Source organism: Maribacter sp. 1_2014MBL_MicDiv (assembly GCF_001865655.1).
Lineage (GTDB): Bacteria > Bacteroidota > Bacteroidia > Flavobacteriales > Flavobacteriaceae > Maribacter > Maribacter dokdonensis.
In genome coordinates, this window is the sequence record NZ_CP011318.1 from 3565883 (window position 1) to 3588853 (window position 22971).

The 22971-nt window shown below is 35.1% G+C and carries 11 protein-coding genes; 6 read left to right on the top strand and 5 right to left on the bottom strand.

What is annotated here, in order from left to right:
- Nucleotides 1–44: 44 nt before the first annotated feature.
- Nucleotides 45–1067 carry an NAD-dependent epimerase/dehydratase family protein gene (locus tag YQ22_RS14995; RefSeq protein WP_071341833.1) on the bottom strand — a complete coding sequence of 341 codons (1023 nt, stop codon included), beginning with the start codon at nucleotides 1065–1067 and terminating at the stop codon, nucleotides 45–47.
- The gene (locus YQ22_RS15000) at nucleotides 1064–2461 is read right to left on the bottom strand and encodes a nucleotide sugar dehydrogenase (RefSeq protein WP_071341834.1); all 1398 of its coding nucleotides are present in this window, start codon (nucleotides 2459–2461) and stop codon (nucleotides 1064–1066) included. Before YQ22_RS15000 ends, YQ22_RS14995 begins: the two co-directional genes overlap by 4 nt.
- 300 nt (nucleotides 2462–2761) lie before the next feature.
- Between YQ22_RS15000 and YQ22_RS15005 the strand changes: the two genes are divergently transcribed.
- The 6 genes from YQ22_RS15005 to YQ22_RS15030 all read left to right on the top strand — a co-directional run bounded on the left by YQ22_RS15005 (nucleotide 2762) and on the right by YQ22_RS15030 (nucleotide 19744).
- On the top strand, nucleotides 2762–3748 hold the full coding sequence (locus YQ22_RS15005; protein WP_071341835.1) for a UDP-glucuronic acid decarboxylase family protein: 987 nt from the start codon (nucleotides 2762–2764) through the stop codon (nucleotides 3746–3748).
- A gap of 295 nt (nucleotides 3749–4043) precedes the next feature.
- Nucleotides 4044–5132 carry a DegT/DnrJ/EryC1/StrS family aminotransferase gene (locus YQ22_RS15010; RefSeq protein WP_071342612.1) on the top strand — a complete coding sequence of 363 codons (1089 nt, stop codon included), beginning with the start codon at nucleotides 4044–4046 and terminating at the stop codon, nucleotides 5130–5132.
- Nucleotides 5129–7066 carry a polysaccharide biosynthesis protein gene (locus YQ22_RS15015; RefSeq protein WP_071341836.1) on the top strand — a complete coding sequence of 646 codons (1938 nt, stop codon included), beginning with the start codon at nucleotides 5129–5131 and terminating at the stop codon, nucleotides 7064–7066. Before YQ22_RS15010 ends, YQ22_RS15015 begins: the two co-directional genes overlap by 4 nt.
- A 39-nt stretch (nucleotides 7067–7105) precedes the next feature.
- The gene (locus YQ22_RS15020) at nucleotides 7106–7876 is read left to right on the top strand and encodes a polysaccharide biosynthesis/export family protein (protein ID WP_071341837.1); all 771 of its coding nucleotides are present in this window, start codon (nucleotides 7106–7108) and stop codon (nucleotides 7874–7876) included.
- Nucleotides 7877–7906: 30 nt separating this feature from the next.
- Nucleotides 7907–10273 carry a GumC family protein gene (locus YQ22_RS15025; protein WP_071341838.1) on the top strand — a complete coding sequence of 789 codons (2367 nt, stop codon included), beginning with the start codon at nucleotides 7907–7909 and terminating at the stop codon, nucleotides 10271–10273.
- A 432-nt stretch (nucleotides 10274–10705) separates the two neighbouring features.
- The gene (locus tag YQ22_RS15030; protein ID WP_232231212.1) at nucleotides 10706–19744 is read left to right on the top strand and encodes a putative Ig domain-containing protein; all 9039 of its coding nucleotides are present in this window, start codon (nucleotides 10706–10708) and stop codon (nucleotides 19742–19744) included.
- A gap of 206 nt (nucleotides 19745–19950) precedes the next feature.
- On the opposite strand, the gene YQ22_RS15035 is transcribed toward YQ22_RS15030, so the two are convergent.
- From YQ22_RS15035 to murQ, 3 genes are all read right to left on the bottom strand, one after another.
- Nucleotides 19951–20691, bottom strand: coding sequence for a tyrosine-protein phosphatase (locus YQ22_RS15035; protein WP_071341840.1), 741 nt, complete (start codon nucleotides 20689–20691; stop codon nucleotides 19951–19953).
- Between the two features lie 289 nt (nucleotides 20692–20980).
- Complete coding sequence (locus tag YQ22_RS15040) at nucleotides 20981–21979, bottom strand: malectin domain-containing carbohydrate-binding protein (protein ID WP_071341841.1); 999 nt, start codon at nucleotides 21977–21979, stop codon at nucleotides 20981–20983.
- 176 nt (nucleotides 21980–22155) lie between these two features.
- Nucleotides 22156–22971, bottom strand: coding sequence for an N-acetylmuramic acid 6-phosphate etherase (gene murQ, locus YQ22_RS15045; protein WP_071341842.1), 816 nt, complete (start codon nucleotides 22969–22971; stop codon nucleotides 22156–22158).

Consider the following 22971-nt stretch of genomic DNA (forward strand, 5'->3'; position numbering starts at 1 on the left):
GACTTATTAAACTATTATTTGGTACAATCTTATTGGAAATGATTTTATTTTTTGTAGGAGCGGTACCAATCTATAAATCGCTTAACTCCTTGCTCTAAATTTATTTCTGCTAAATAGTCATAATTTGTTTTCAACTCAGTGGTGTCCGCCCATGTAGTATGTACATCCCCCGCTTGCATTGGCATCATCAATGTTTGCACTTCCTTATCTAAATTTGATGCAATTTCATTAATAAAATCCATTAATTTAACAGGAGTTCCTTTGCCAATGTTATAAATGGAAGAATTGCTTGGTGTTGCAAAATTAGGTTTATACTCTTTTTCCAATACAAGAATTAAACCGTTTACAATATCATCTATGTAAGTGAAATCTCTAGCATGTTGTCCATTATTATAAACATTGATCGGTTGGTTCTCAATAATTTTTTCTGTAAAAGAGAAGTATGCCATATCTGGTCTACCCCAGGGACCGTATACTGTAAAAAAGCGGAGTCCTGTCGTGTAAAAATCGTAAAGATGGCTGTAGGTGTAAGCCATAAGCTCATTACTCTTTTTGGTTGCCGCATATAGACTAATAGGATGGTCTACCTGATCCGTTGTCTTAAAGGGTACTTTTTCATTACTTCCATAAACGCTAGAACTACTGGCGTAAACCAAATGTTTAATGGCACTATTACGACAACATTCCAGAATATTTAAAAAACCTACCACGTTACTGTCAATATAAGCTTCGGGATTTTCTAAACTATAACGTATACCGGCCTGCGCCGCTAAATTACAAACTTTGTCAAATGCTTCTTTTTTAAATAATACAGGGAGATTTTCACGGTCTTCTAAGTTTAAACGAATAAAAGAAAATTTGGAGTCTTTATTACTTAGTGAAATACTGTTATATATTTCAGCCTCATTTTTATTGACTCCTAACTCTTTTAATCGGTCATATTTAAGATTTACATCATAGTAATCGTTGATATTGTCTAAACCAACAACTGTGTGTCCTCTTTCTAAAAGTGTTTTAGCAACAAAAAAACCAATGAATCCGGCAGCACCTGTAACTAGGATTTTCATGATTGCCCTATTTTGTAATAATTAAAGCCTAATGAATCCATTTTTTCTTTATCTAATAAACGTCTTCCGTCAAAAACGAATGCTGGCTTTAACATTTGTTCATGAATGCTTTTCCAATCATAGTTTTTAAACTCGTCCCATTCTGTTAATATAGCTATAGCGTGTGCTTCTTTTGTAGCGTCCATAGGGTCGTTACATACCGTTAATAATTTTCTATTTTCTTCTGAAGAACGCGTACCTAGATAATCTAAATCTGCATATATTCTATCTGCAGTTACCTTTGGGTCATATACTATAATTTCTGCGTTTTCGTCTAATAAGGCATCCGCAACCGCAATCGCTGGTGACTCTCTAGTGTCATTGGTGTCTTTTTTAAACGCCCAACCATATAATACAATTTTTTTGCCAGATATAGTGTTATATAGAGAAGAAATAATATGTTCAGCAAAACGACTTTTTTGATAGTCATTGGCAATGATAACCTGTTCCCAATAGTCAGCAACTTCAGTTAGGCCATAAGAACGAGCAATATATACTAAGTTTAAAATGTCTTTTTGAAAACAAGATCCTCCAAAACCTACAGAGGCGTTCAGGAATTTAGATCCAATACGACTATCGTAACCTATGGCCCTGGAAATTTCCTGGATATTTGCATCAGTCTTTTCACAGAGTGCAGATATGGTGTTTATTGATGATACTCTTTGCGCTAGAAAAGCATTGGCAACTAGTTTTGAAAGCTCAGAAGACCAAACATTTGTTTGTAATATACGTTCTTTTGGAAGCCAATGTTCATAAATGGAACTTAAAGTATCTTTGGCCTCTTGACCAGATGGGGTGTCATCTCCACCAATTAATACTCTATCAGCGTTTAAAAGATCTTCAATTGCTGTTCCTTCCGCTAAAAACTCCGGGTTGGACAATATTTCAAAATTCACTTTATTACCAGTATGTTGTAAAATACTTTTTATAGCACTAGCCGTACGTACAGGTAGGGTTGATTTTTCTACTACAATTTTATCATCTTTAGCTACCTTAGCTATATTTCTTGCGCAAAGTTCCACAAACTTTAAATCCGCAGCTTGTCCTTTTCCTTTACCATAAGTTTTGGTAGGCGTGTTTACCGAAATAAAGATAATCTGTGCTTCATCAATTGCTTTGTCAACTTCTGTTGAAAAAAATAGATTCATGTTTCTTGCTTTACCAACAATTTCCTTCAAGCCAGGCTCAAAAATAGGAAGGTTGTCTAGGTTGTCATCATTCCAGCTATCAATTCTTTGTTGATTGATATCTACAACGGTAACTTTAATATTAGGACATTGACTTGCAATAACTGACATGGTAGGGCCGCCTACGTAACCGGCGCCAATACAGCATATATGTGTAATTTTTTTCATATTTTTAAATTGAAATTTCTGCAAAATTTGCAAAGATAAATGATTAAGTATTATTTAGTCGTTAAAGGGATGATTTAATAGTTTTTACGTTTTTTTTAAAAAATTAATAATAAGACGTTATTTAATTAGTTAATGATGTGTGTGGTTCAACGAAAATTATCATCATCCATATGATGAACTACATTTTTGATGGTTTAGTATGATTTCATCTGATAATTTTGAATTTGAAAGTATTTTCTATAATCATTTTTTGTGCTTACTATCATTGACCTATATTCGTAAGATCTAAATAACAATATTTTGAAAAAAGTTTTAATTACTGGTGGGGCTGGATTTTTAGGATCACATCTCTGCGACCGTTTTATAAAAGAAGGCTATCATGTCATAGCTATGGATAATCTCATTACAGGAGATATCAAGAATTTAGAGCATTTGTTTCACTTAGAACAATTTGAATTTTTTCATCATGATGTTACTAAATTCGTTCACATAGCTGGGGATCTGGATTATATTTTACATTTTGCTTCACCGGCAAGCCCAATTGATTATTTGAAAATTCCTATTCAAACATTAAAGGTAGGTGCAATGGGCACCCATAACTTATTGGGTTTAGCAAAAGAAAAGAATGCAAGAATTTTGATAGCATCGACTTCCGAAATTTATGGTGATCCTTTAGTGCACCCTCAGACTGAAGAGTATTATGGTAACGTAAATACTATTGGACCACGTGGCGTGTATGATGAAGCAAAACGTTTTATGGAGTCTATAACAATGGCATACAATAGATTTCATGGAGTAGAAACAAGAATTGTAAGAATCTTTAATACCTACGGACCAAGAATGCGACTAAATGATGGTCGTGTTATACCTGCATTTATTGGTCAGGCATTAAGAGGTGAGGATTTGACAGTTTTTGGTAAAGGGGATCAAACAAGGTCTTTTTGTTATGTAGATGATGAAGTTGAGGGTATTTATAGGTTATTGTTAAGTGATTATGACCAACCTATTAATATTGGTAATCCTCATGAAATAACAATTAAAGATTTTGCAGAGGAAATTATTAAGTTAACCGGTACATCTCAAAAAGTCATATTTAAACCATTGCCTCAGGATGATCCCATGCAACGTCAACCTGATATTTCTAAAGCCAAGGAAATTTTAAATTGGGAGCCTAAGGTATTAAGAGAGGAGGGAATGAAAAAGACTTATGAGTATTTTAAGTCATTACCTTCTGATGATTTGTACAAGAGAGATCACAAAGATTTTACCACATATAATAGGGTATAATTACTTTGGTGATAGTAATTGGATAAGATTTATTTAGAAAATAGAGCCGTAATGTACTAACAGAATGGAGTTGACTGCATTGGGATTTATATTGTGCTAAATAAGGTATTTCGGTAAAACGTAAGAATATACTTTAAAAGTATTTCTTAAAGTAATTTAACGATTAATTTTTAAGATTAAACGAATTATAATATTGCAGTTATACGTTTGGCTATAAGTTAGTGTACATTTACTTAAATATTAAAAGATAATAGTGGTAGATAAAAAGGAAAAAATATGGTTATCCTCTCCTCATATGGGTGGGTCGGAACAGAATTATGTTAATGAAGCCTTTGAAACTAATTGGATAGCACCATTAGGACCTAACGTTAATGCTTTTGAATTTGCCATAAGTAATTCCTTAGGGAATAAAATTAATGTTGCTGCTTTGAGTTCTGGAACTGCAGCTCTTCATTTAGGATTACAACTTTTGGGTGTAACTAGGGGTGATGAAGTATTGTGCCAAAGTTTTACTTTTTCAGCATCTGCCAACCCAATTATGTATTTAGGGGCTACACCAGTTTTTGTGGATAGTGAGCCAGATACCTGGAATATGTCGCCATCATTACTTAGAAAAGCAATTGAAAGTAGAATTACTGAGAAAAAGAAACCAAAGGCAATTGTAGCTGTACATCTCTATGGAATGCCATATAAGGTAAAAGAAATTCAAGCCATTGCCAATGAATTTGATATTCCAATTTTAGAAGATAGCGCAGAGGCGTTAGGGAGTTCTTACATGGGGAAAGCTTGTGGAACTTTTGGAGATATCGGTGTGCTATCTTTTAATGGAAATAAAATAATTACAACATCTGGTGGCGGGGCCTTAGTGTCGGAAAATAAAAATTATACGGATAGAGCTATATTTTTGGCAACTCAAGCCAGAGATGAAGCACCCCATTACCAACATTCAAATGTTGGATATAATTATAGGATGAGTAATGTTTTGGCTGGTATTGGGCGCGGTCAAATGGAAGTACTTCAAGATAGGGTAGATGCTCGTAGGCAAAATCATGAGTATTATGAACATGAATTGTCTAATATTAAGGAAATTGAATTTTTAAAGGAGCCAGAAGGGTATTTTTCTAATAGATGGCTAAGTTGTATGTTGACTCCGTCTTATGAAAAACGAGAAAGTATACGATTAGCTTTGCTTGATGAAAATATTGAATCAAGACCTTTGTGGAAACCTTTGCACATGCAACCTGTTTTTACTCATTATAAAAAGTTCTTAGATGGAACTTCAGAATCTTTATTTAATAGAGGACTTTGTTTGCCTAGTGGTAGTAATCTAAGTCAAAATGATTTACAAAGAGTTACAGATTGTATTAAAAAAATATGGTTATGATACTGAGATATTTTACTTCTTCATCACAACGTTATGCCTCAAAATGGCTAGTACTATGTATAGACTTACTTACTGTAGGGCTATCATTTGTATTGTCTTATTTAATAAGATTTAACCTGACTTTTAATTTTGATGTGCAAAATTTGTTGGTGCAGTTACCTTTGGTAATTTTAACTGCATTGTTGTCCTTTTTAATTGTGGGCTCTTATAAGGGCGTCGTTAGGCATACCGGTGTAAGGGATGTGTACAATATTTTTAATGCGGTCTGCTTATCCAGTATCATACTTATTTTTATTGTAATTGGTAATAGACAGGTCAATTTTATAGATAGTTTTACCGTTCCATTGTCAATAATAATTATTAATAGCTTAATAACCTTTATTGTTCTAACAGCTACAAGATATGCTTTTAAATCAATGTATCATAAAATGAACGGTAGCTTAAAAGCTAATAAAAACGTATTAATTTATGGTGCTGGTGAATCGGGAGTTTTAACTCATGGAGCAATGACCAGTCATTCTAAAAGTAGGTATAAGGTTGTTGGCTACATCGATAGGGATGCCAAAAAAATTGGAAAGAATATTAATGGTGTGCCTGTTTTTGGAAGAAAGTCTCTTACTGAAGCATTTATAGTTAAAAACAATATTTCGGAAATTATTTTTTCTATTCAGAATATAGATTCTAGGAAATTACGTAAAACCGTTGAAGGTTTGGTGGACCTACCCATTATCGTAAAAATTGTTCCGCCAATTGAAGATTGGATAAATGGGGAATTAAAGGTATCTCAAATAAAACAAGTACAAATAGAAGATTTACTTGATCGCGCACCAATAACGATCAAAAATAGTAAAATTGCCATGGAGTTGATGAATAAGTCAATAATGGTAACTGGTGGAGCTGGATCTATTGGTAGTGAAATTGTACGTCAAATCTGTAATTATTCATACAAATCTTTAATTGTATTGGATTCTGCTGAATCGGCACTTTATGATCTTCAGCAAGAATTAAAACAAAACGGCTTTCATAATTTTATTCCTATCGTTACTGATATTAGAGATAAAAATAGAATGAATGCTCTTTTTAATGAGCATAGACCAAACATAGTTTTTCACGCTGCAGCATATAAGCATGTTCCGTTAATGGAATATAATTCTTATGAAGCGATTAAGATTAATATAGGAGGAACAAAAAATGTAGCTGACCTTTCTGTAATACATGGTGTTGAAAAATTCGTATTCGTTTCAACTGATAAAGCAGTTAACCCAACCAATGTTATGGGGGCTACAAAGCGTATAGCAGAAATGTATATTAGTTGTATGCAGAAAGAAAACAAAACAAAGTTTATAACAACTAGGTTTGGTAACGTACTGGGTTCAAATGGTTCGGTTATACCATTATTTAGAAAGCAAATAGAAAAAGGAGGTCCGTTAACTTTGACCCATAAAGATATTACACGTTATTTTATGACAATACCCGAAGCGTCACAATTAGTTTTAGAAGCTGGGGCTATGGGTGATGGTGGTGAAATATTCATATTTGATATGGGTGAGTCGGTTAAAATTTTCGATTTAGCTAAAAATATGATAAAGCTATCTGGTTTAAGGTATCCAGAAGATATCGATATTAAGATTACCGGATTGAGACCTGGTGAAAAGTTGTATGAAGAGCTATTGGCTAATGGCGAAAATACCTTGCCAACTTATCATCAAAAAATTAAGATAAGTAAGGTACGTGATGTGGAATACGCTAAGGTTAGGTCAAAAATTGACGAGCTTTGTATTACCAATATGTTTTTTAGCGGTAATACGGTAAAATTAATGAAAGAAATTGTTCCGGAATACGTATCAAAAAATTCAGATTTTTGTGAGTTGGATAAAACTGGAAGTGATGTTGATTCCCAGGGTAAAACGACATTAAAAATAGTACAGCCTTAACAATTATAACAATAACCATTACTAACATTTATTAATAAAATGAAATCATTGAAACCAAAAATTAATCATTATTTATTATTGTTCATTATTGGTGTATTTTTCACCTCTTGTGCATCAAAACAAGATGTTGTGTATTTTCAAGACGCTCAAGAATACGAAACAATAATTAGTGATAATTCTCATGTGAATACCTTTAAAATTGATGATGTCATATCAATAAATGTTTCTACATTGGATTCGGAAGCAAGTTTGCCTTTTAACGTTTTTAAAGGTGTAATGGCAAATGGTTCTAGACCAGAACAGTTAGACTATATTATTGATAAAAATGGAAATATAGATTTTCCTGTTTTAGGTGAAATTAAAATAGTGGGCTTAACACCAGAGGAAACCAAAAATCTATTGAAAGAAAAATTACAACCATACCTTAAAGATCCTATTATAAATATTAGATTGGTAAATTTTACAGTTACAGTTTTAGGTAACGTAAATTCCCCAGGGACATATCCTGTAAATGGAGAACAAATCACGGTATTAGAGGCTATAGGATTAGCTAATGACTTAAATATTAAGGGTATGCGAAAAAATGTTTTGGTCATACGTGATTTTAACGGGACTAAAGTGTATACCAGAATTGATTTGACTACTAAAGAAGCTTTGAATTCACCAGTATATTATTTGACGCAGAATGACGTGGTTTATGTTGAACCGAACAATTCTGCAATAAAAACATCTTCACTGGATAATAGAGCCAGTATAGCGATTTCGGTAGCTTCTTTATTGATTACGACTGCCCTAATTCTTGTTAGATAAAAATTTCAACCCCCATTTCAATAATTTGCTATGACTTTTTCCGAGAAAAAAGAAGATTTAAAGAATATTATTTTCACCTACATAAAACATTGGAAATGGTTTGTTTTATGTAGCTTTATAGCCTTGGCCATTGCTTATATAAATATTAGATATACAATACCTGAATATGCTGTAAAATCCCAAATACAGATTGTTCAAGAAAAAAATGCAGGAAGTGAGATGAGTATTTTTCAAGACCTTGGAGTTTTGGGAGGCTCATCTAAACAGGTGGAAGATGAAATTGAAATATTGGCGTCTAGATCAAATTTTATTGAGGTTGTTAAGGAATTAGGAGCTAACGTAAAAATTATGGCCTTAGGAAATATTATAAATTCCGAGGTATATTCTAACCCACCTGTAAAGGTGAATTTTATTGCCGCTGATTCTACAATTTACAATGCTGATTATAGTTTTTTTATAGAGTTTTCTTCAGGTAATACCTTTGGTTTTACTGAGGATGAAAATCTACCCTCTAAGATTTATTCATTTGGTAATGGAATTTCTACACCAATTGGTAATATGGTTATTACCCCTAATTTGAAAGATCCAAAGAGTTTAATTGGAAAAAGATATCAAATTTCGATCAGTCCTGTGGAGAAGGTTGCGACATCCTTTAAAACTAATGTTAATATATCGGTCAGTGCTGAGTTTTCAAATATCCTAGATGTATCAATGACCAGTGCTTTACCAAAAAAGGCAAAAGATGTTATAGATAAGTTAATTGAGGTTTATAATAGAAATGCAATTGAAGAAAAAAAACGTATAGCCGATACTACTTCTGATTTTATTAATAACCGAATCCAGCTAATCTCGGGTACATTAACAACTGTTGATAAAGATGCTCAGGAATTATTGACCGAAAAAGGTATGACCGGTTCGGGCATAGAGGTTGGCGCAGCAGTTCAGGTTAGTGCTGGAAGTCGCCAAAATTTAGAGAATGCCAAGGTGCAGTTACAAATGGTAAGCGGTCTAAAAGATTATGTGTCTGGTGAAGTTGGTTATGATGAAATGCCTGTGGTTGATGTAGGTAGCGCGGCCTTAAACCAAGCTACGGTTCAATATAATACGTTAGTTGCTGAGAGAAAAAGGCTATTGAAAAGTTCTAATGAACAAAACCCGATGATCATTAACCTTGATGAGCAATTAGACGGCATCAAAAATACCATACAATCAAGTTTAAGTTCCCTTGAACGGAATGTTGGGATGAATGTTAGTACACTACAAAGTCAGTTAGGAAGAATTCAGGGTACCATTTATTCTGCTCCAGAAAATCAAAGGGAATTAAGAAATATTACGAGAAAACAAGAAACTACAGAGTCTTTGTATTTGTATTTATTGCAAAAAAGAGAGGAGTCTCAGATAGCTTTTGCATCTGCTTTACCTAAATCAAATATAATTGATAAAGCATATGTTTCGAGTCCAACACCAGTAAAACCTAAAAAGGCTATTACCTATTTGGCAGCTTTGATGTTGGGTTTACTTTTACCGTTTGGTGTAATTTATGGAAAAGATTTATTAGATACCAAAATTCATAACAAACATAGTTTAGAAAAGTTCACTAAAGATATTCCTGTATTAGGAGAGTTACCTAGACTCACTAAAAAAGACAGCAAGATTATTATTAATGATGATCGTTCTGTATTAGCAGAGGCCTTACGAATTATTCGTACAAATTTAGACTTTTTAATAAAGACAAAACTTGCAACGGATAAAAATAAGAACAATGTTATTTATATAACTTCAAGCACTCCTGGTGAAGGTAAAACGTTCTTGTCTTCCAATCTATCAATGATATTGGCTAGTACTGATAAAAAAGTACTACTAGTTGGAGCAGATATAAGAAATCCAAAATTATATACTTTTTTTTCAGGTGATTCGGTAAATAAACTAAAAACACCTTCTAGGAATAAAGATGTTGGTTTAACAGAGTTTCTTTTAGATGATACTATTAGTGTTAAGGATATCATTAAACCTATGTTGGTACATCATAATACTATAGATGTTATCTATTCAGGTAAGATACCACCAAACCCTGCAGAATTGTTAATGAGTTCAAAAATTGAGGAATTATTATCAGAAGTTTCTGAAATGTATGACTATGTTATAGTGGATACTGCTCCAATGATGGTAGTAAGTGATACGTTGTTAATTGCACCATATGCTAATCATATTATTTATGTGACTAGGGCGGGCGTGACCGATGAAAGTGCGGTTAAATTTCCATTGAATTTACGTGATGAAGGTAAGCTTAAAGGAGTGTCTTTTATTGTTAATGACGTAAGTCTAGATAGCTTAGGTTATGGCGGAAAATACGGCTATGGATATGGCAAAAACTCTAAAAAGTGGTGGAAATTTTAAACTTATAGAAATTGTTATTTTCAAGTACCGCATTTCTTAAAAAGAGTGAATTATAAAAAAAAGCCGTTTAACGGCTTTTTTTTATGGATTTAATCGAAAAATTATTAAATCAAATATGGAGGCAATTATCTATTAGTAAGAGTTTTACGTCTTTGTTGTTGATTGTGTTCTATTTTGTATAATTTGGATTTGTTTTTGTTAGATAGATTGTGGGTTTTTTCTCGCTATTCCTTATGTTTTTTATTTCTGTACTTTATCGAGTAACAATCATGTTTAAACGAATATTGGTAGGGTATTAATACTCAAAGGTGTTATTAAATTATATTTGTTTTAAAATTAAAATATCGGGGGGACCGGTATCATATTAGTATCACTTTATTCTCTAAGAATATGAAACATAATTACTTCAAATCTTTTTTATTAAATGTTTTTATGCTATTCGTCATAGGGCTTTCCCAGATGAATGCACAAATCAATTTTGATCAAAGTACATTAGATGTTAATGGATTTGATTCATTCGATTCTGGTATTACTGCATTGGAATTTGGTCCTGATGGAAAGCTCTATGTAGCTGAATATACAGGGGCTATAAAGATTTTAACAGTAGACAAGCAGGCCGCGAATAGTTATATCGTAACAGATATGGAAATTCTAAATTCAATAACTGATATTCAGAACCATAATGATGATGGTACAGTTAGTAGTTTAACAGCAAGAGAGACTACGGGAATTAGAGTAGTTGGCACGGCTCAGAATCCAATTATTTATGTTTCTTCTAGTGATATCCGTATCGGAGGAGATACCAATAAGGGAGATACTAATCTAGATACCAATTCGGGAATTATTACTCGCATAACGAAAACTGGCTCGGTCTGGACAGCGGTAGATATTGTTCGTGGGTTACCAAGGTCAGAAGAAAACCATGCTACTAATGGTATACAATTTATCACTATTGGCGGAATCGATTATTTATTGGTAGCTCAAGGTGGACATACAAATGGTGGGGGGCCTTCTAATAATTTCGCATTTATAACTGAATATGCTCTTTCCGGTGCTGTATTATCAATTAATTTAACTGCATTGGATGCCTTACCTATTTTAACTGACAGTGATGGTAGAAATTTTATATATGATTTACCTACCGTTGATGATCCTACTAGAAATAATGCAAATGGAATAGAAGATCCTAACGACCCAACTTACGATGGGGTAGATATAAATGATCCATTTGGTGGGAATGACGGCCTTAATCAAGCTAAATTAGTCCCAGGTGGACCTGTTCAAATTTTTTCTCCAGGATATAGGAATGCATACGATTTGGTGATTACTCAAACTGGAGCAGTTTATATAACGGATAACGGCGCTAATGTTGGCTGGGGAGGATTTCCTGTTAACGAGGGTACAGCTTTTGTCAACAATGACTATGATCCAAATGAAACTGGTGGGGGAGGTATTAGTAATCCTGCTCCAGATGGTGAGTACATAAATAACCTTGACCACTTAGAACTTATAACAAGCGATGTTCAAAATTATACATTTGGATCTTATTACGGTGGTCATCCTAACCCAATTAGAGCCAATCCTGTCAGTGCTGGATTATATACAGATGACGGAACAAATGCTTTTTTCAGAACTAAAACTTACGACCCTAATGCAGATGGTTCTGATCCAAATACCACAGCAAATACTGCAGAAGCACTTCCTGCAGATTGGCCGCCGGTTCCTGTAAATTTAGCTAACCCTGTAGAAGGAGATTGGCGAGGGCCGGGATTGCCAAATCCAGAAGGTCCTGTTGATGCAATAATTACAGGTTGGGGAACCAATACAAATGCAATAGTTGAGTACACCTCTGGCAATTTTGACGGTGCTATGGAAGGTGATTTGTTGGCCGGAGTAAATACGGGAGTTATAAGAAGAGTTGAGTTAGAGCCGGATGGTAGTCTTGAAACTCTATCAAATAACTTTATAACAGGAATAGGAGGAAATGCATTGGGATTAACAGCTCAAGGTGAAGGGGATATTTTTCCGGGTACAATTTGGACCGGTACTTTAAATGGTAGTTTAATTATTATTGAACCTGCGGATGCTATAGACTGTATAGATCCTGCCGATCCTCTTTATGATCCTTTGGCTGATTATGACAATGATGGATATACAAATCAGGATGAGGTGGATAATGGAACTGAACCATGTAATGGAGGTTCGCAACCCGATGATTTTGATAAATCTGCAGGAGCTCCTTTTATTTCTAACCTTAATGATTCTGATGATGATAATGACGGTATAGCAGACAGTGATGATCCTTTTCAGTTGGGAGATCCAGAATCTGGTGGTAGCGATGCCTTCACATTACCAATACAGAACGATTTACTTAATGACCAACAAGGTATTGGAGGTATTTTTGGTTTGGGTATGACTGGTCTTATGAATAATGGTAATACTGGACCAAATTGGTTGGATTGGATTGATAGACGTGCTGAAGAAGGGGATCCTTATGATCCCAATGAACCTAACGATAATGATGTACTTGGAGGTGCTCCAGGTATAATGACTTCACATATGCGTTGGGGTACAGCAAAAGGAACTTCAAATGATCAAGAAAAAGCTTACCAGATGGGGGTGCAGGTTAGCAACGCGACGGGTAATTTTACTATTGAGACTTGGATGAAGAATTTTGATAGTAATTTGCAACTTTATGGCAATACTAGTGCTGTAGGAGGGGAATTAGGACTTTTTCTAGGTACAGGTTTTCAAGATAATTTTGTTCAATTTGTTATCACACAAGATGGATTATCGGCTATTCAAGAAGTAAATGATGTTCTTGATACGGCAAATGCACTTTTCTTACCATTAGCAGAAGTGGACAGACCAAGTTCTAATTTGTTTCTTTATATAGATGTTAACCCAGTTACTGGTGATTTACGATTTGATTATAAAATAGAGAATGGAATAAAACAAACATTAGGGACTATAACTGCAACTGGTAGTACTCTAGCGGCAATACAAAATGCAAATACTGATTTGGCTGTTGGTTTTATAGGTACATCAAATACAACTGGTGTAGAGTTGGAAGGAAGCTGGGAATATCTTAAAGTTAGTACTAATGTTCCTTCAATTGTGGCTCAACTTCCAGATTTAACTCGATATATCAATTCAAATGATGACGTAATTGAATTAGATAATTATTTTGATGATAATGACGGTGTTTCCAATCTTATTTATTCTCTTGAGGATAATTCAAATACTGCTGTTGGTGCAGTAATAAACGGTAATGAGTTAACTATAAATTACCCAGGAACCGCTGAAATAACAAATATCACAATACGAGCAACGGATGAAGAATCTAATATTATAGAGCAGTCTTTCGAAGTAAACGTTACAGATTCCCCTATTGTTTTATATCGAGTAAATGCCGGTGGACCACAAATTGCGGCAATAGATGGTGATATTGATTGGGATGAGGATACGCAAAGTAGTAATTCAACTTACTTGACCACAGCGGGCAGTAATCAAAACTTTTCTTTTGATGCCAATGCTGGTGCAAGTGTGCCCAATACTACACCAAATGATATATTTAAAACAGAAAGAGCAGATAGTGCTCCCGGTGCTCCTAATATGACATATTCATTTCCTGTCACACAGAGTGGTAACTATGAAGTAAGATTATATTTGGCAAATGGCTGGGAAGGTACTTCAGAAGCCGAGCAAAGATTATTTGATGTTCAGATGGAAGGGCTTACATATCCAGCTCTGGATAATATTGATTTATCTGGTACGTATGGTCATGAAGAAGGAGTAATGATTAGTCATATAATTCCTGTAACCGATGGCAATATCGATATAGTATTTGCTCATGGCGCAATAGAAAACCCTATAATCAATGGTATTGAAATTTTAGTTGCTTCAGATTCAGATACACCTATATATGTTGCAGATATAGAAGAGCAAAGAACCCCGGTTGGTGAGCAACTTGACGGCAGTTTAACCGTAATTGCTTTCGGTGGTGATGGAAATAATAAAAATTATACAGCTGTTGGTCTTCCTCCAGGATTGGTTATAGAACCAACTAATGGTCAAATTGGAGGTACGGTTGAAGCAGGTGCTGAATTAAATAGTCCTTATGCCGTTACTATAACAGTTGATGACGAAGATGGTTTGAGCAGCGATGCGGTTACCATTACCTTCGATTGGATAATTTTTGAAGCATTCAGTAATAGAGTAAATGTAGGTGGTGATTTGGTTACTGCTACAGATACGGCTACAGATTGGAAATTTAATAATAATAATGGAGCATATACATCTAGTATGTATTCTGTAAATACTGGTTTTTCTATTAATGCACTTTTAGAATTTAATAAAAAACATAGTACTGTTCCTGCTTATATTGACAATGCTACTTTTGATGGGATTTTTGGAAGAGAACGTTATGATGCTGCCGGAGGAGAAGAAATGGAGTTCGTATTTCCTTTAGACAATGGCGATTATGTTGTAAATATTTATTTAGGAAACAGCTATGAGCCGGCTAATGAAATTGGAGATAGAATATTTGATATTTCATTAGAAGGAGCTGTAGTGGAAAATGATTTGGATATCATAGACGAATTTGGTCATTTGAGAGCTGGTATGCTTTCTTATCCTGTAACACTTAATGATGGGGAATTGAATTTGGAATTCCTACATGGTGTTGCTGAAAATCCAATTCTTAGTGCCATAGAAATTTTTGAAATAAATGCTGCAAATCCTACCTTATCTATTGCAACTATTGCAAATCAAACTAGTGATATAGATGCGGTAGTTGATATTATGGCATCAGCTTCTGGTGGTGACTCGGCCGAAGAGCTTATCTATTATATCTCAGGACAACCTGACGGAATTAGTATAAATGCTGCTACAGGTCAAATTACAGGTACAATTGCAACAACAGCTTCTACTGGTGGTCCAAATAATAATGGAGCCCATGAAGTTGTAGTTACGGCAGTAAGACCAGGATCTGCTCCGGCAAGTACGGTTTTTAACTGGAACATAGCTTCAACTTGGGTTGATAAAGATGAAGATGAAAATTATACGGCAAGACATGAAAATTCATTTGTACAAGCAGGTGATAAGTTTTACTTAATGGGTGGTAGAGAGAACGCTTCTACTATTGATGTTTATGATTACACATCTGATTCATGGAATTCATTGGTAGATTCTGCTCCATTTGAGTTTAATCATTTTCAAGCTACAGAATATCAAGGGTTGATATGGGTTATAGGCTCGTTTAAAGATAATGCCTTCCCGACCGAGACCCCTGCTGAATATGTATGGGCGTTTGATCCGGCAAATGAAGAGTGGATTCAAGGACCTGAGATACCTGCTAATAGGAGAAGAGGTTCTGCGGGATTGGTAATGTATAATAATAAGTTTTATGTAGTAGCTGGTAATACGCAAGGACATGATGGAGGCTATGTTTCATATTTTGATGAATATGATCCAGCAACCGGTATATGGACACCTTTAACCGATGCGCCAAGAGAAAGAGATCACTTTGCCGCTGTTGTTATTGATGACAAACTTTATGTTTCAGGTGGTCGTCTGTCCGGAGGGGCAGGTGGAGTATTTGCTCCTACTATTCCAGAGGTAGATGTTTATGATTTTAGTAACGAAAGTTGGTCTACTTTACCTGCAGGTCAAAATATACCAACGCCTAGAGGGGGTTCTTCTGCAGTTAACTTTAATGATAAGTTAATGGTTATTGGTGGAGAAAGTGAGATGGCAGGACCTGCATTGACAACAGTTGAAGAGTATGATCCTTTATCTCAAACTTGGGCAACTTTGCCAGGGTTGAACCATCCTAGACATGGAACTCAGGCTATTGTTTCTGGAAACGGAATATTTATTTTGGCAGGTTCTCCGGTACAAGGTGGGGATAACCAGAAAAATATGGAATATTATGGAGAGGATGCTCCTGTTGGTAGCCCAAGTGTAGCAAGTGAAGTGAATTCTTTAGATGGTATCTTAATTGCTGATGGTGAAACAGAAGCTCTTGATTTAAATATTGAGAATGGAAATGTTGGGGTTATGATTACGTCAATGATTATTTCCGGTGCAAACGCCAGTGATTTTAGTATTGATTCAGGTGAACTAACCAATCAGTTATTAAATCCTAATAGTACGCATCCTATTGAGATAACACTTAATGGAACTGGAGATAATAGAAGTGCATTATTAACAATTACTTTTGGTAATGGAACAACAAAGGAAATAACCTTATCCAATGCTGTAAATGTTCCTGAAATCACGGATCCTGGTACCCAGAATAGTAATGAAGGGGAAGTCGTTTTGTTGCAAATTGATGCAACGGGAGCTTGTACTAATGAAATCTATAGTGCTACTGGTTTACCTGCAGGTTTATCAATAGATCCTGATACAGGTGAAATTACCGGTACAGTTTCTAATGGAGGTGCAGGTACAGGAGCTTATCAAGAAAATAATGGCTTGGTAGTTATAGAAATGGAGAATTTAACTTACGGTCCTAATTGGACTGAAGAGACTACAGAATCTGGATACACAGGAAGTGGATACCTTTTCAATTCAGTTGACAGCTTTAATACTCCTGGAAACGGTACAATTACCACAGAAGTAGAAATATCTACGCCTGGTATTTATAGGTTTCAGTGGTATAATAATATAGGTATTATTGCCAGTACAAATGCAAGTACCGAGCATAATGATGCATGGTTAAGGTTTGATGATGCGGATGATTTTTATGGTGCAAAGAACGTAGATGGGTCAGGAGGTATTGTTTATCCAAAAGGATTGGGTAAATCACCAGAAGTAGAAGGAGCTTCTGCCAACGGCTGGTTAAAAGTATATACTAATACACTAGATTGGAGTTGGAGCACGAAAACCAGTGATAATGATGCTCATTGGGTATTTGTAGAATTTGATAATGCTGGAACTTATACAATGGAGATTTCATCTAGATCAGATGGTCATTTGATTGATCGTGTAGCATTACATTTAGTTGGTCAAAATTATGATGAGGCGCAATTATTTGCTGCAACGGAATCTTCGCAAGCTGGAGGTTCAGGGGGTGCTGCAGAGAATAGTCCTTATAATGTTGAGGTAACGGTTACAGATGATTGTAGTCCTTCTCAATCAAATACTATTGGATTTGTATGGAATGTTGGGGAAGCGGGTAATGCTGCGCCGGTAGCATTAATAGAGTCGGATGTAATTTCTGGCGATGCTACTTTAACAGTTAATTTTACAGGTGATAATTCTAGTGATGATACGGGAATAGTTGAATATTTATGGGACTTTAAAGATGGTTCTCCAACAGATGCCACTGCCAATCCTGTCCATGATTTTGAAACACCTGGTGTATATGAAGTGGAATTAACGGTAAGCGACGGTGTTCTTACTGATACGGATGTTGTAACTATCACCGTTAATGCACCTGCTAATGAAGCTCCAGTGGTTACCAACCCAGGAGATCAAAATGGAATAGAAGGAAATGTGGTTTCATTACAGATTGAAGCAACTGATCTAGAGGATGATAATATGATTTATACAGCTATTAACCTTCCTGATGGGTTGACGATAGATACGACTACAGGATTGATTAGTGGTACATTAGAAGCTGGAGCATCAACTAATAGCCCTTTCGCAGTAGATATTACTGTTACGGACGATGGTAGTCCTTCGGAAGCAAGTACAATTTCCTTTACTTGGACAGTAACCGATGTTGCCGTGAATTTGGCACCTGTAGTTACAAATCCTGGTGATCAGAACGGAGTAGAAGGAGATGTAGTTTCATTACAGATTGAGGCAGTTGATGGTGAAGGTGATGATATGACCTTTGATGCAACGAATCTTCCTGATGGGTTGACTATAGATACGACTACAGGATTGATTAGTGGAACAATTATAGCTGGAGCATCAACCAACAGTCCTTTCACAGTAGCGGTTACTGTTACGGACGATGGTAGTCCTTCGGAAGCAAGTGGAATTTCCTTTACTTGGACAGTAACCGATGTTGCCGTGAATTTGGCACCTGTAGTTACTAACCCTAGTGACCAGAACGGAGTAGAAGGAGATGTAGTTTCATTACAGATTGAGGCAATTGATGGTGAAGGTGATGATATGACATTTACTGCAAGTATCCTTCCTGATGGGTTGACGATAGATGCGTCAACAGGACTTATAAGTGGAATAATTACAGCTGGAGCATCAACCAACAGTCCTTTCGCAGTAGCGGTTACTGTTACGGACGATGGCAGTCCTTCAGAAGCAAGTACAATTTCCTTTACTTGGACTGTAACCGATGTTGCCGTGAATTTGGCACCTGTAGTTTCTAACCCTGGTGACCAGAACGGAGTTGAAGGAAATGTAGTTTCATTACAGATTGAGGCAGTTGATGGTGAAGGTGATGATATGACCTTTGCTGCATTGAACCTTCCTGATGGGTTGACGATAGATACGTCAACAGGACTAATAAGTGGAACAATTACAGCTGGAGCATCAACCAACAGTCCTTTCGCAGTAGAGGTTACTGTTACGGATGATGGCAGCCCTTCAGAAGCAAGTACAATTTCCTTTACTTGGACAGTAACCGATGTTGCCGTGAATTTGGCACCTGTAGTTATTAACCCTAGTGACCAGAACGGAGTAGAAGGAGATGTGGTTTCATTACAGATTGAGGCAATTGATGGTGAGGGTGATGGTATGACATTTACCGCAAGTAACCTTCCGGTTGGTTTATCCATAGATATGTCAACAGGATTGATTAGTGGAACGATTACAGCTGGAGCATCAACCAACAGTCCTTTCGCAGTAGAGATTACTGTTACGGACGATGGTAGTCCTTCAGAATCAAGTACGGTTACTTTTATTTGGAACGTTACAGATGTTATTGTTGTGATTAATGAAGCACCTGAAGTGGTAAATCCCGGTGCACAAAGCGGAGTTGAGGGTGAAGAAGTTTCATTCCAAATTCTTGCTACTGATGATGATAATTTGACCTTTACAGCAGATAATCTTCCTGATGGTTTAACTATAGATATATCAACGGGGGTCATAAGTGGAACGATAGCAGCCGGGGCTTCTGATAATAGTCCATATTCAGTAACTGTAACTGTAACTGATGACGGAACTCCTTCAGAAACGAGTACGGTAAACTTTGAATGGAGCATTAACCAAAATGAAACTTACGATGCTACAATGGATAATATGGTGATCTCGCCAAATCCAGCTAGTGAAAATGCTGAAGTGTTTATTAACTTGGAAGTGCCGGCACCATTGTTAGGTATTTATATATATGATACTAGCGGTAGGTTAGTTAAAAAATATGAGTACTTAGAGTCTTTCAATGGTAATGGTAGCTATGAACTTTATATTGGAGATTTGAGAAATGAAATCTATACTGTTTATGCATACGTACAAGGTGTAGATACCCCACTGGTAAAAAAGTTGGTAGTAAGAAATTAGAATAATAATTAGTAATCAAAAAAAAGCGAGATATCCAAATTGGATATCTCGCTTTTTTTTTGAGGTAAATACTTATACTGCTTTAATAAGTGATTTTAAAATGTCGCTGTGTAATTAATTTGTGTATAAAATTTAAATGAAAAATCCACTTCAGGGGAGTATATTGGTTGTTGAAAAGTTGGTTTGGTCCAAAAAAATTACTGTGTTTATTTAAAATTGTAAATCGTTTTTTCAATTATAGGCTTTATAAGCATCAAAGTTTTCTCTTTGATGCTTATTTTTTTTAATGCGTTTAGTTGAGTTATTTTATGGACGTCACTGGCTGCAAAATCAATTAAATTGTTTTTCAATAACCAATTTGCAACTTTTTGTACTTCACTTCCGTAATAATCTCCAAGTGATAACAAGTTTAATTGAAAAAGCACACCATCGGTTTTAAAATGTTTATACTTATCCATTTTATTATGAAGATACATGTATCGTTCAGGATGTGCTAAAATTGGAAATAAGCCATTTGTTTTAATTTTTTGAACGGCGCTATCAAAATTAATGGAAGCTTGTAGATAGGACATCTCTATTAAAAGATAACTTTTTGCAAGAGGCATAACTTTATATTCATTTAAAATTGTTTCAAATCCTGAATCGATCATGTGTTCTGCAGCAGCTTCTATACTGATGTGCTCAAGATTATTCATCTTCAAAGCATTTTTCAATAACGATAAAGAACTTTGAATTGTAGATGGATTATTAGGATAATAATTCTCCATAATATGTGGGGTGCAAATAAAATCATTTACCTCAAATTCATTAAACCCTTTTATTAATTCAATGGAATCTTCAACAGTTTTTGCGCCATCATCAATGCCTGGTAAAATATGATTATGTATATCAATAAAACCTTCAAGATGATCAATTAAAAAATGTTTTTTAGAAAAAAAGTTGAACATGGTTAAAATTAAATTTTAATTATTTGCCGATACAGGAATTATAAACTCAACTAATATTGTACCTCAGGTGAAATGAGGTACAATAAGTATTGAAAAGTATACGGAAATTAGCATAATTGCACTTAGATTAAGCAAAATTAAGTAATCACCCTTAATTTACCTAGGCGTGCAATCTATGTTCAATCTTTCTTATTTAATTATCTAATTACTTTAAATGATTTACGCTAATAAAATTTTAAATCATGAAATATCAATAACCAATTGTTATATGGAGATTGAAACTTAGATATTAAGGAGTAATACTTCCATTGCCAAAAATTTCTATAGCCGAAACTTTTGGTCTGTCAACGGTTGCCTCAAAAAGAATATTTAATTCCCCGTCAATTACCTCAATATCATACATTCGAGAACTTGCGGTTGCTACACCGACATCTTTAAATATATCGTAAGATGTGAATATTTGGGTATCTTCCATTGAGATGTCAAAAACTCTACTCCCTACACCTCCTTCAAGCATCTCAGGGTTTTCTGCACCCCAATAAATTTCGGCAAAATATAGTTTAACCGTATAAGTACCATTACTCAATGGTATAACATATGAAAAAGGACTAGTAGGGTTATCATTTTCTGTAACACGTTCTGTTAAGAATATTTCATCCATCTCAGTTCCAGAAATTTCGGTTACAGATGGATTAGTATAAGCTTCTGAAACACCTTCAAAATACTGGTCCGCTTGAAAGATGATATCACCATATTCAACTTCAGGACCTCCGCTATTGATACGGATTATGGTTGGTCCTACAGGCTCGCTCGATTGCTCTACTTCTTGTGCAGGATTAGCCTGAACTCCTTCAAAATTAATAATAGCTGTGTCGGTAATCGTTTCACCGTTGACTGTTCCAGAAACTGTAATTGATTCTTCAATATCACTAGATACACTTGCAGAATATGTTCCATCGCCATTATCTGTAATTTCAGACACAATTGCAGTACCGGTAATATTGAGAACGACTTGATTGCCACCAGTAGTAATTAGAGTACCATCGTTATTTGCTAATTGTACAGTTATTATAGAAGTTAAATATGATTCACTTTCAACAGGTGACGAAGCTTCAATAGTAGTGTTTGAATTTGTAGGGTCAATAACTATCTCAGGTTCTGGGTCTGGATCTGGGTCAGTGATCGATATGGTATCATCATCACTGCTACTGCAAGAAATATTTATAGAAAAAAAGAATAAACTAAGAATGGTAATCAAAGAAATTTTGTGGAGAGTTTGAGGTATCATAGAGCTTAAGTTTTATAGATTCTATTACTATTAAAGATATGAAATTTAGTTTTTACTTTGTTTCCAAATTAACTTAAATGATTTTTATGTTGTCTGTATAATTAAATTTTAAATACAATCTCTAAGCTAAATGTGATTATTTTTTTAGTTTACATTGAATTCTATTTATTCTCATCCTATTGTTTATAGCACTCAATAGACTTTCTAACACTACCATGCTCTAATAATAATGATTTTGCAAGACTTTCATTTATTCCTAATTCTTCCATTATCATTTTAGTTCCGCGATCTACTAGTTTATTGTTAGATAGTTGCATGTCTACCATTTTATTTCCTTTAACTCTACCAAGGTTAATCATAATTGAAGTAGAAATCATATTTAAAGCCAGCTTTTGGGCTGTACCTGCTTTCATTCTCGTGCTGCCAGTAACAAACTCTGGACCTACAACTAGTTCCATAGGGCAGGTTGCAATTTCTGATACTAAAGAATTTTGATTGCATGAAATACTCCCTGTAAGCACGTTATTGTCTTTAGCTGCTTTAAGTCCTCCAATAACATAAGGTGTAGATCCAGATGCTGCTATACCTAACAAAACATCGTTTTCATTTATTTTATGGATCTCAAGATCTTTCCATGCCATGGCTTCATTATCTTCTGCATTTTCAACGGCTTTTCTTAATGCCTTATCTCCACCGGCTATAAGGCCAATAATCCAATCATCTGAAACTCCAAACGTTGGAGGGCATTCGGAGGCGTCTAGAACGCCTAATCTGCCGCTGGTGCCTGCTCCTATATAGAATAGTCTACCACCTTTTTTTATTCTAACTAATGTTTGCTCAACAAAGTTTTGAATGGAGGGAATGGCTCTTTCTATGGCCAACGGAACGGCCTTGTCTTCTTGATTCATGTTAACCAGCAATTCGTTAACAGTCATTTTTTCTAGATCATCGTAATTTGATGACTGTTCTGTAGTGGGTTTAAGTGTATTCAT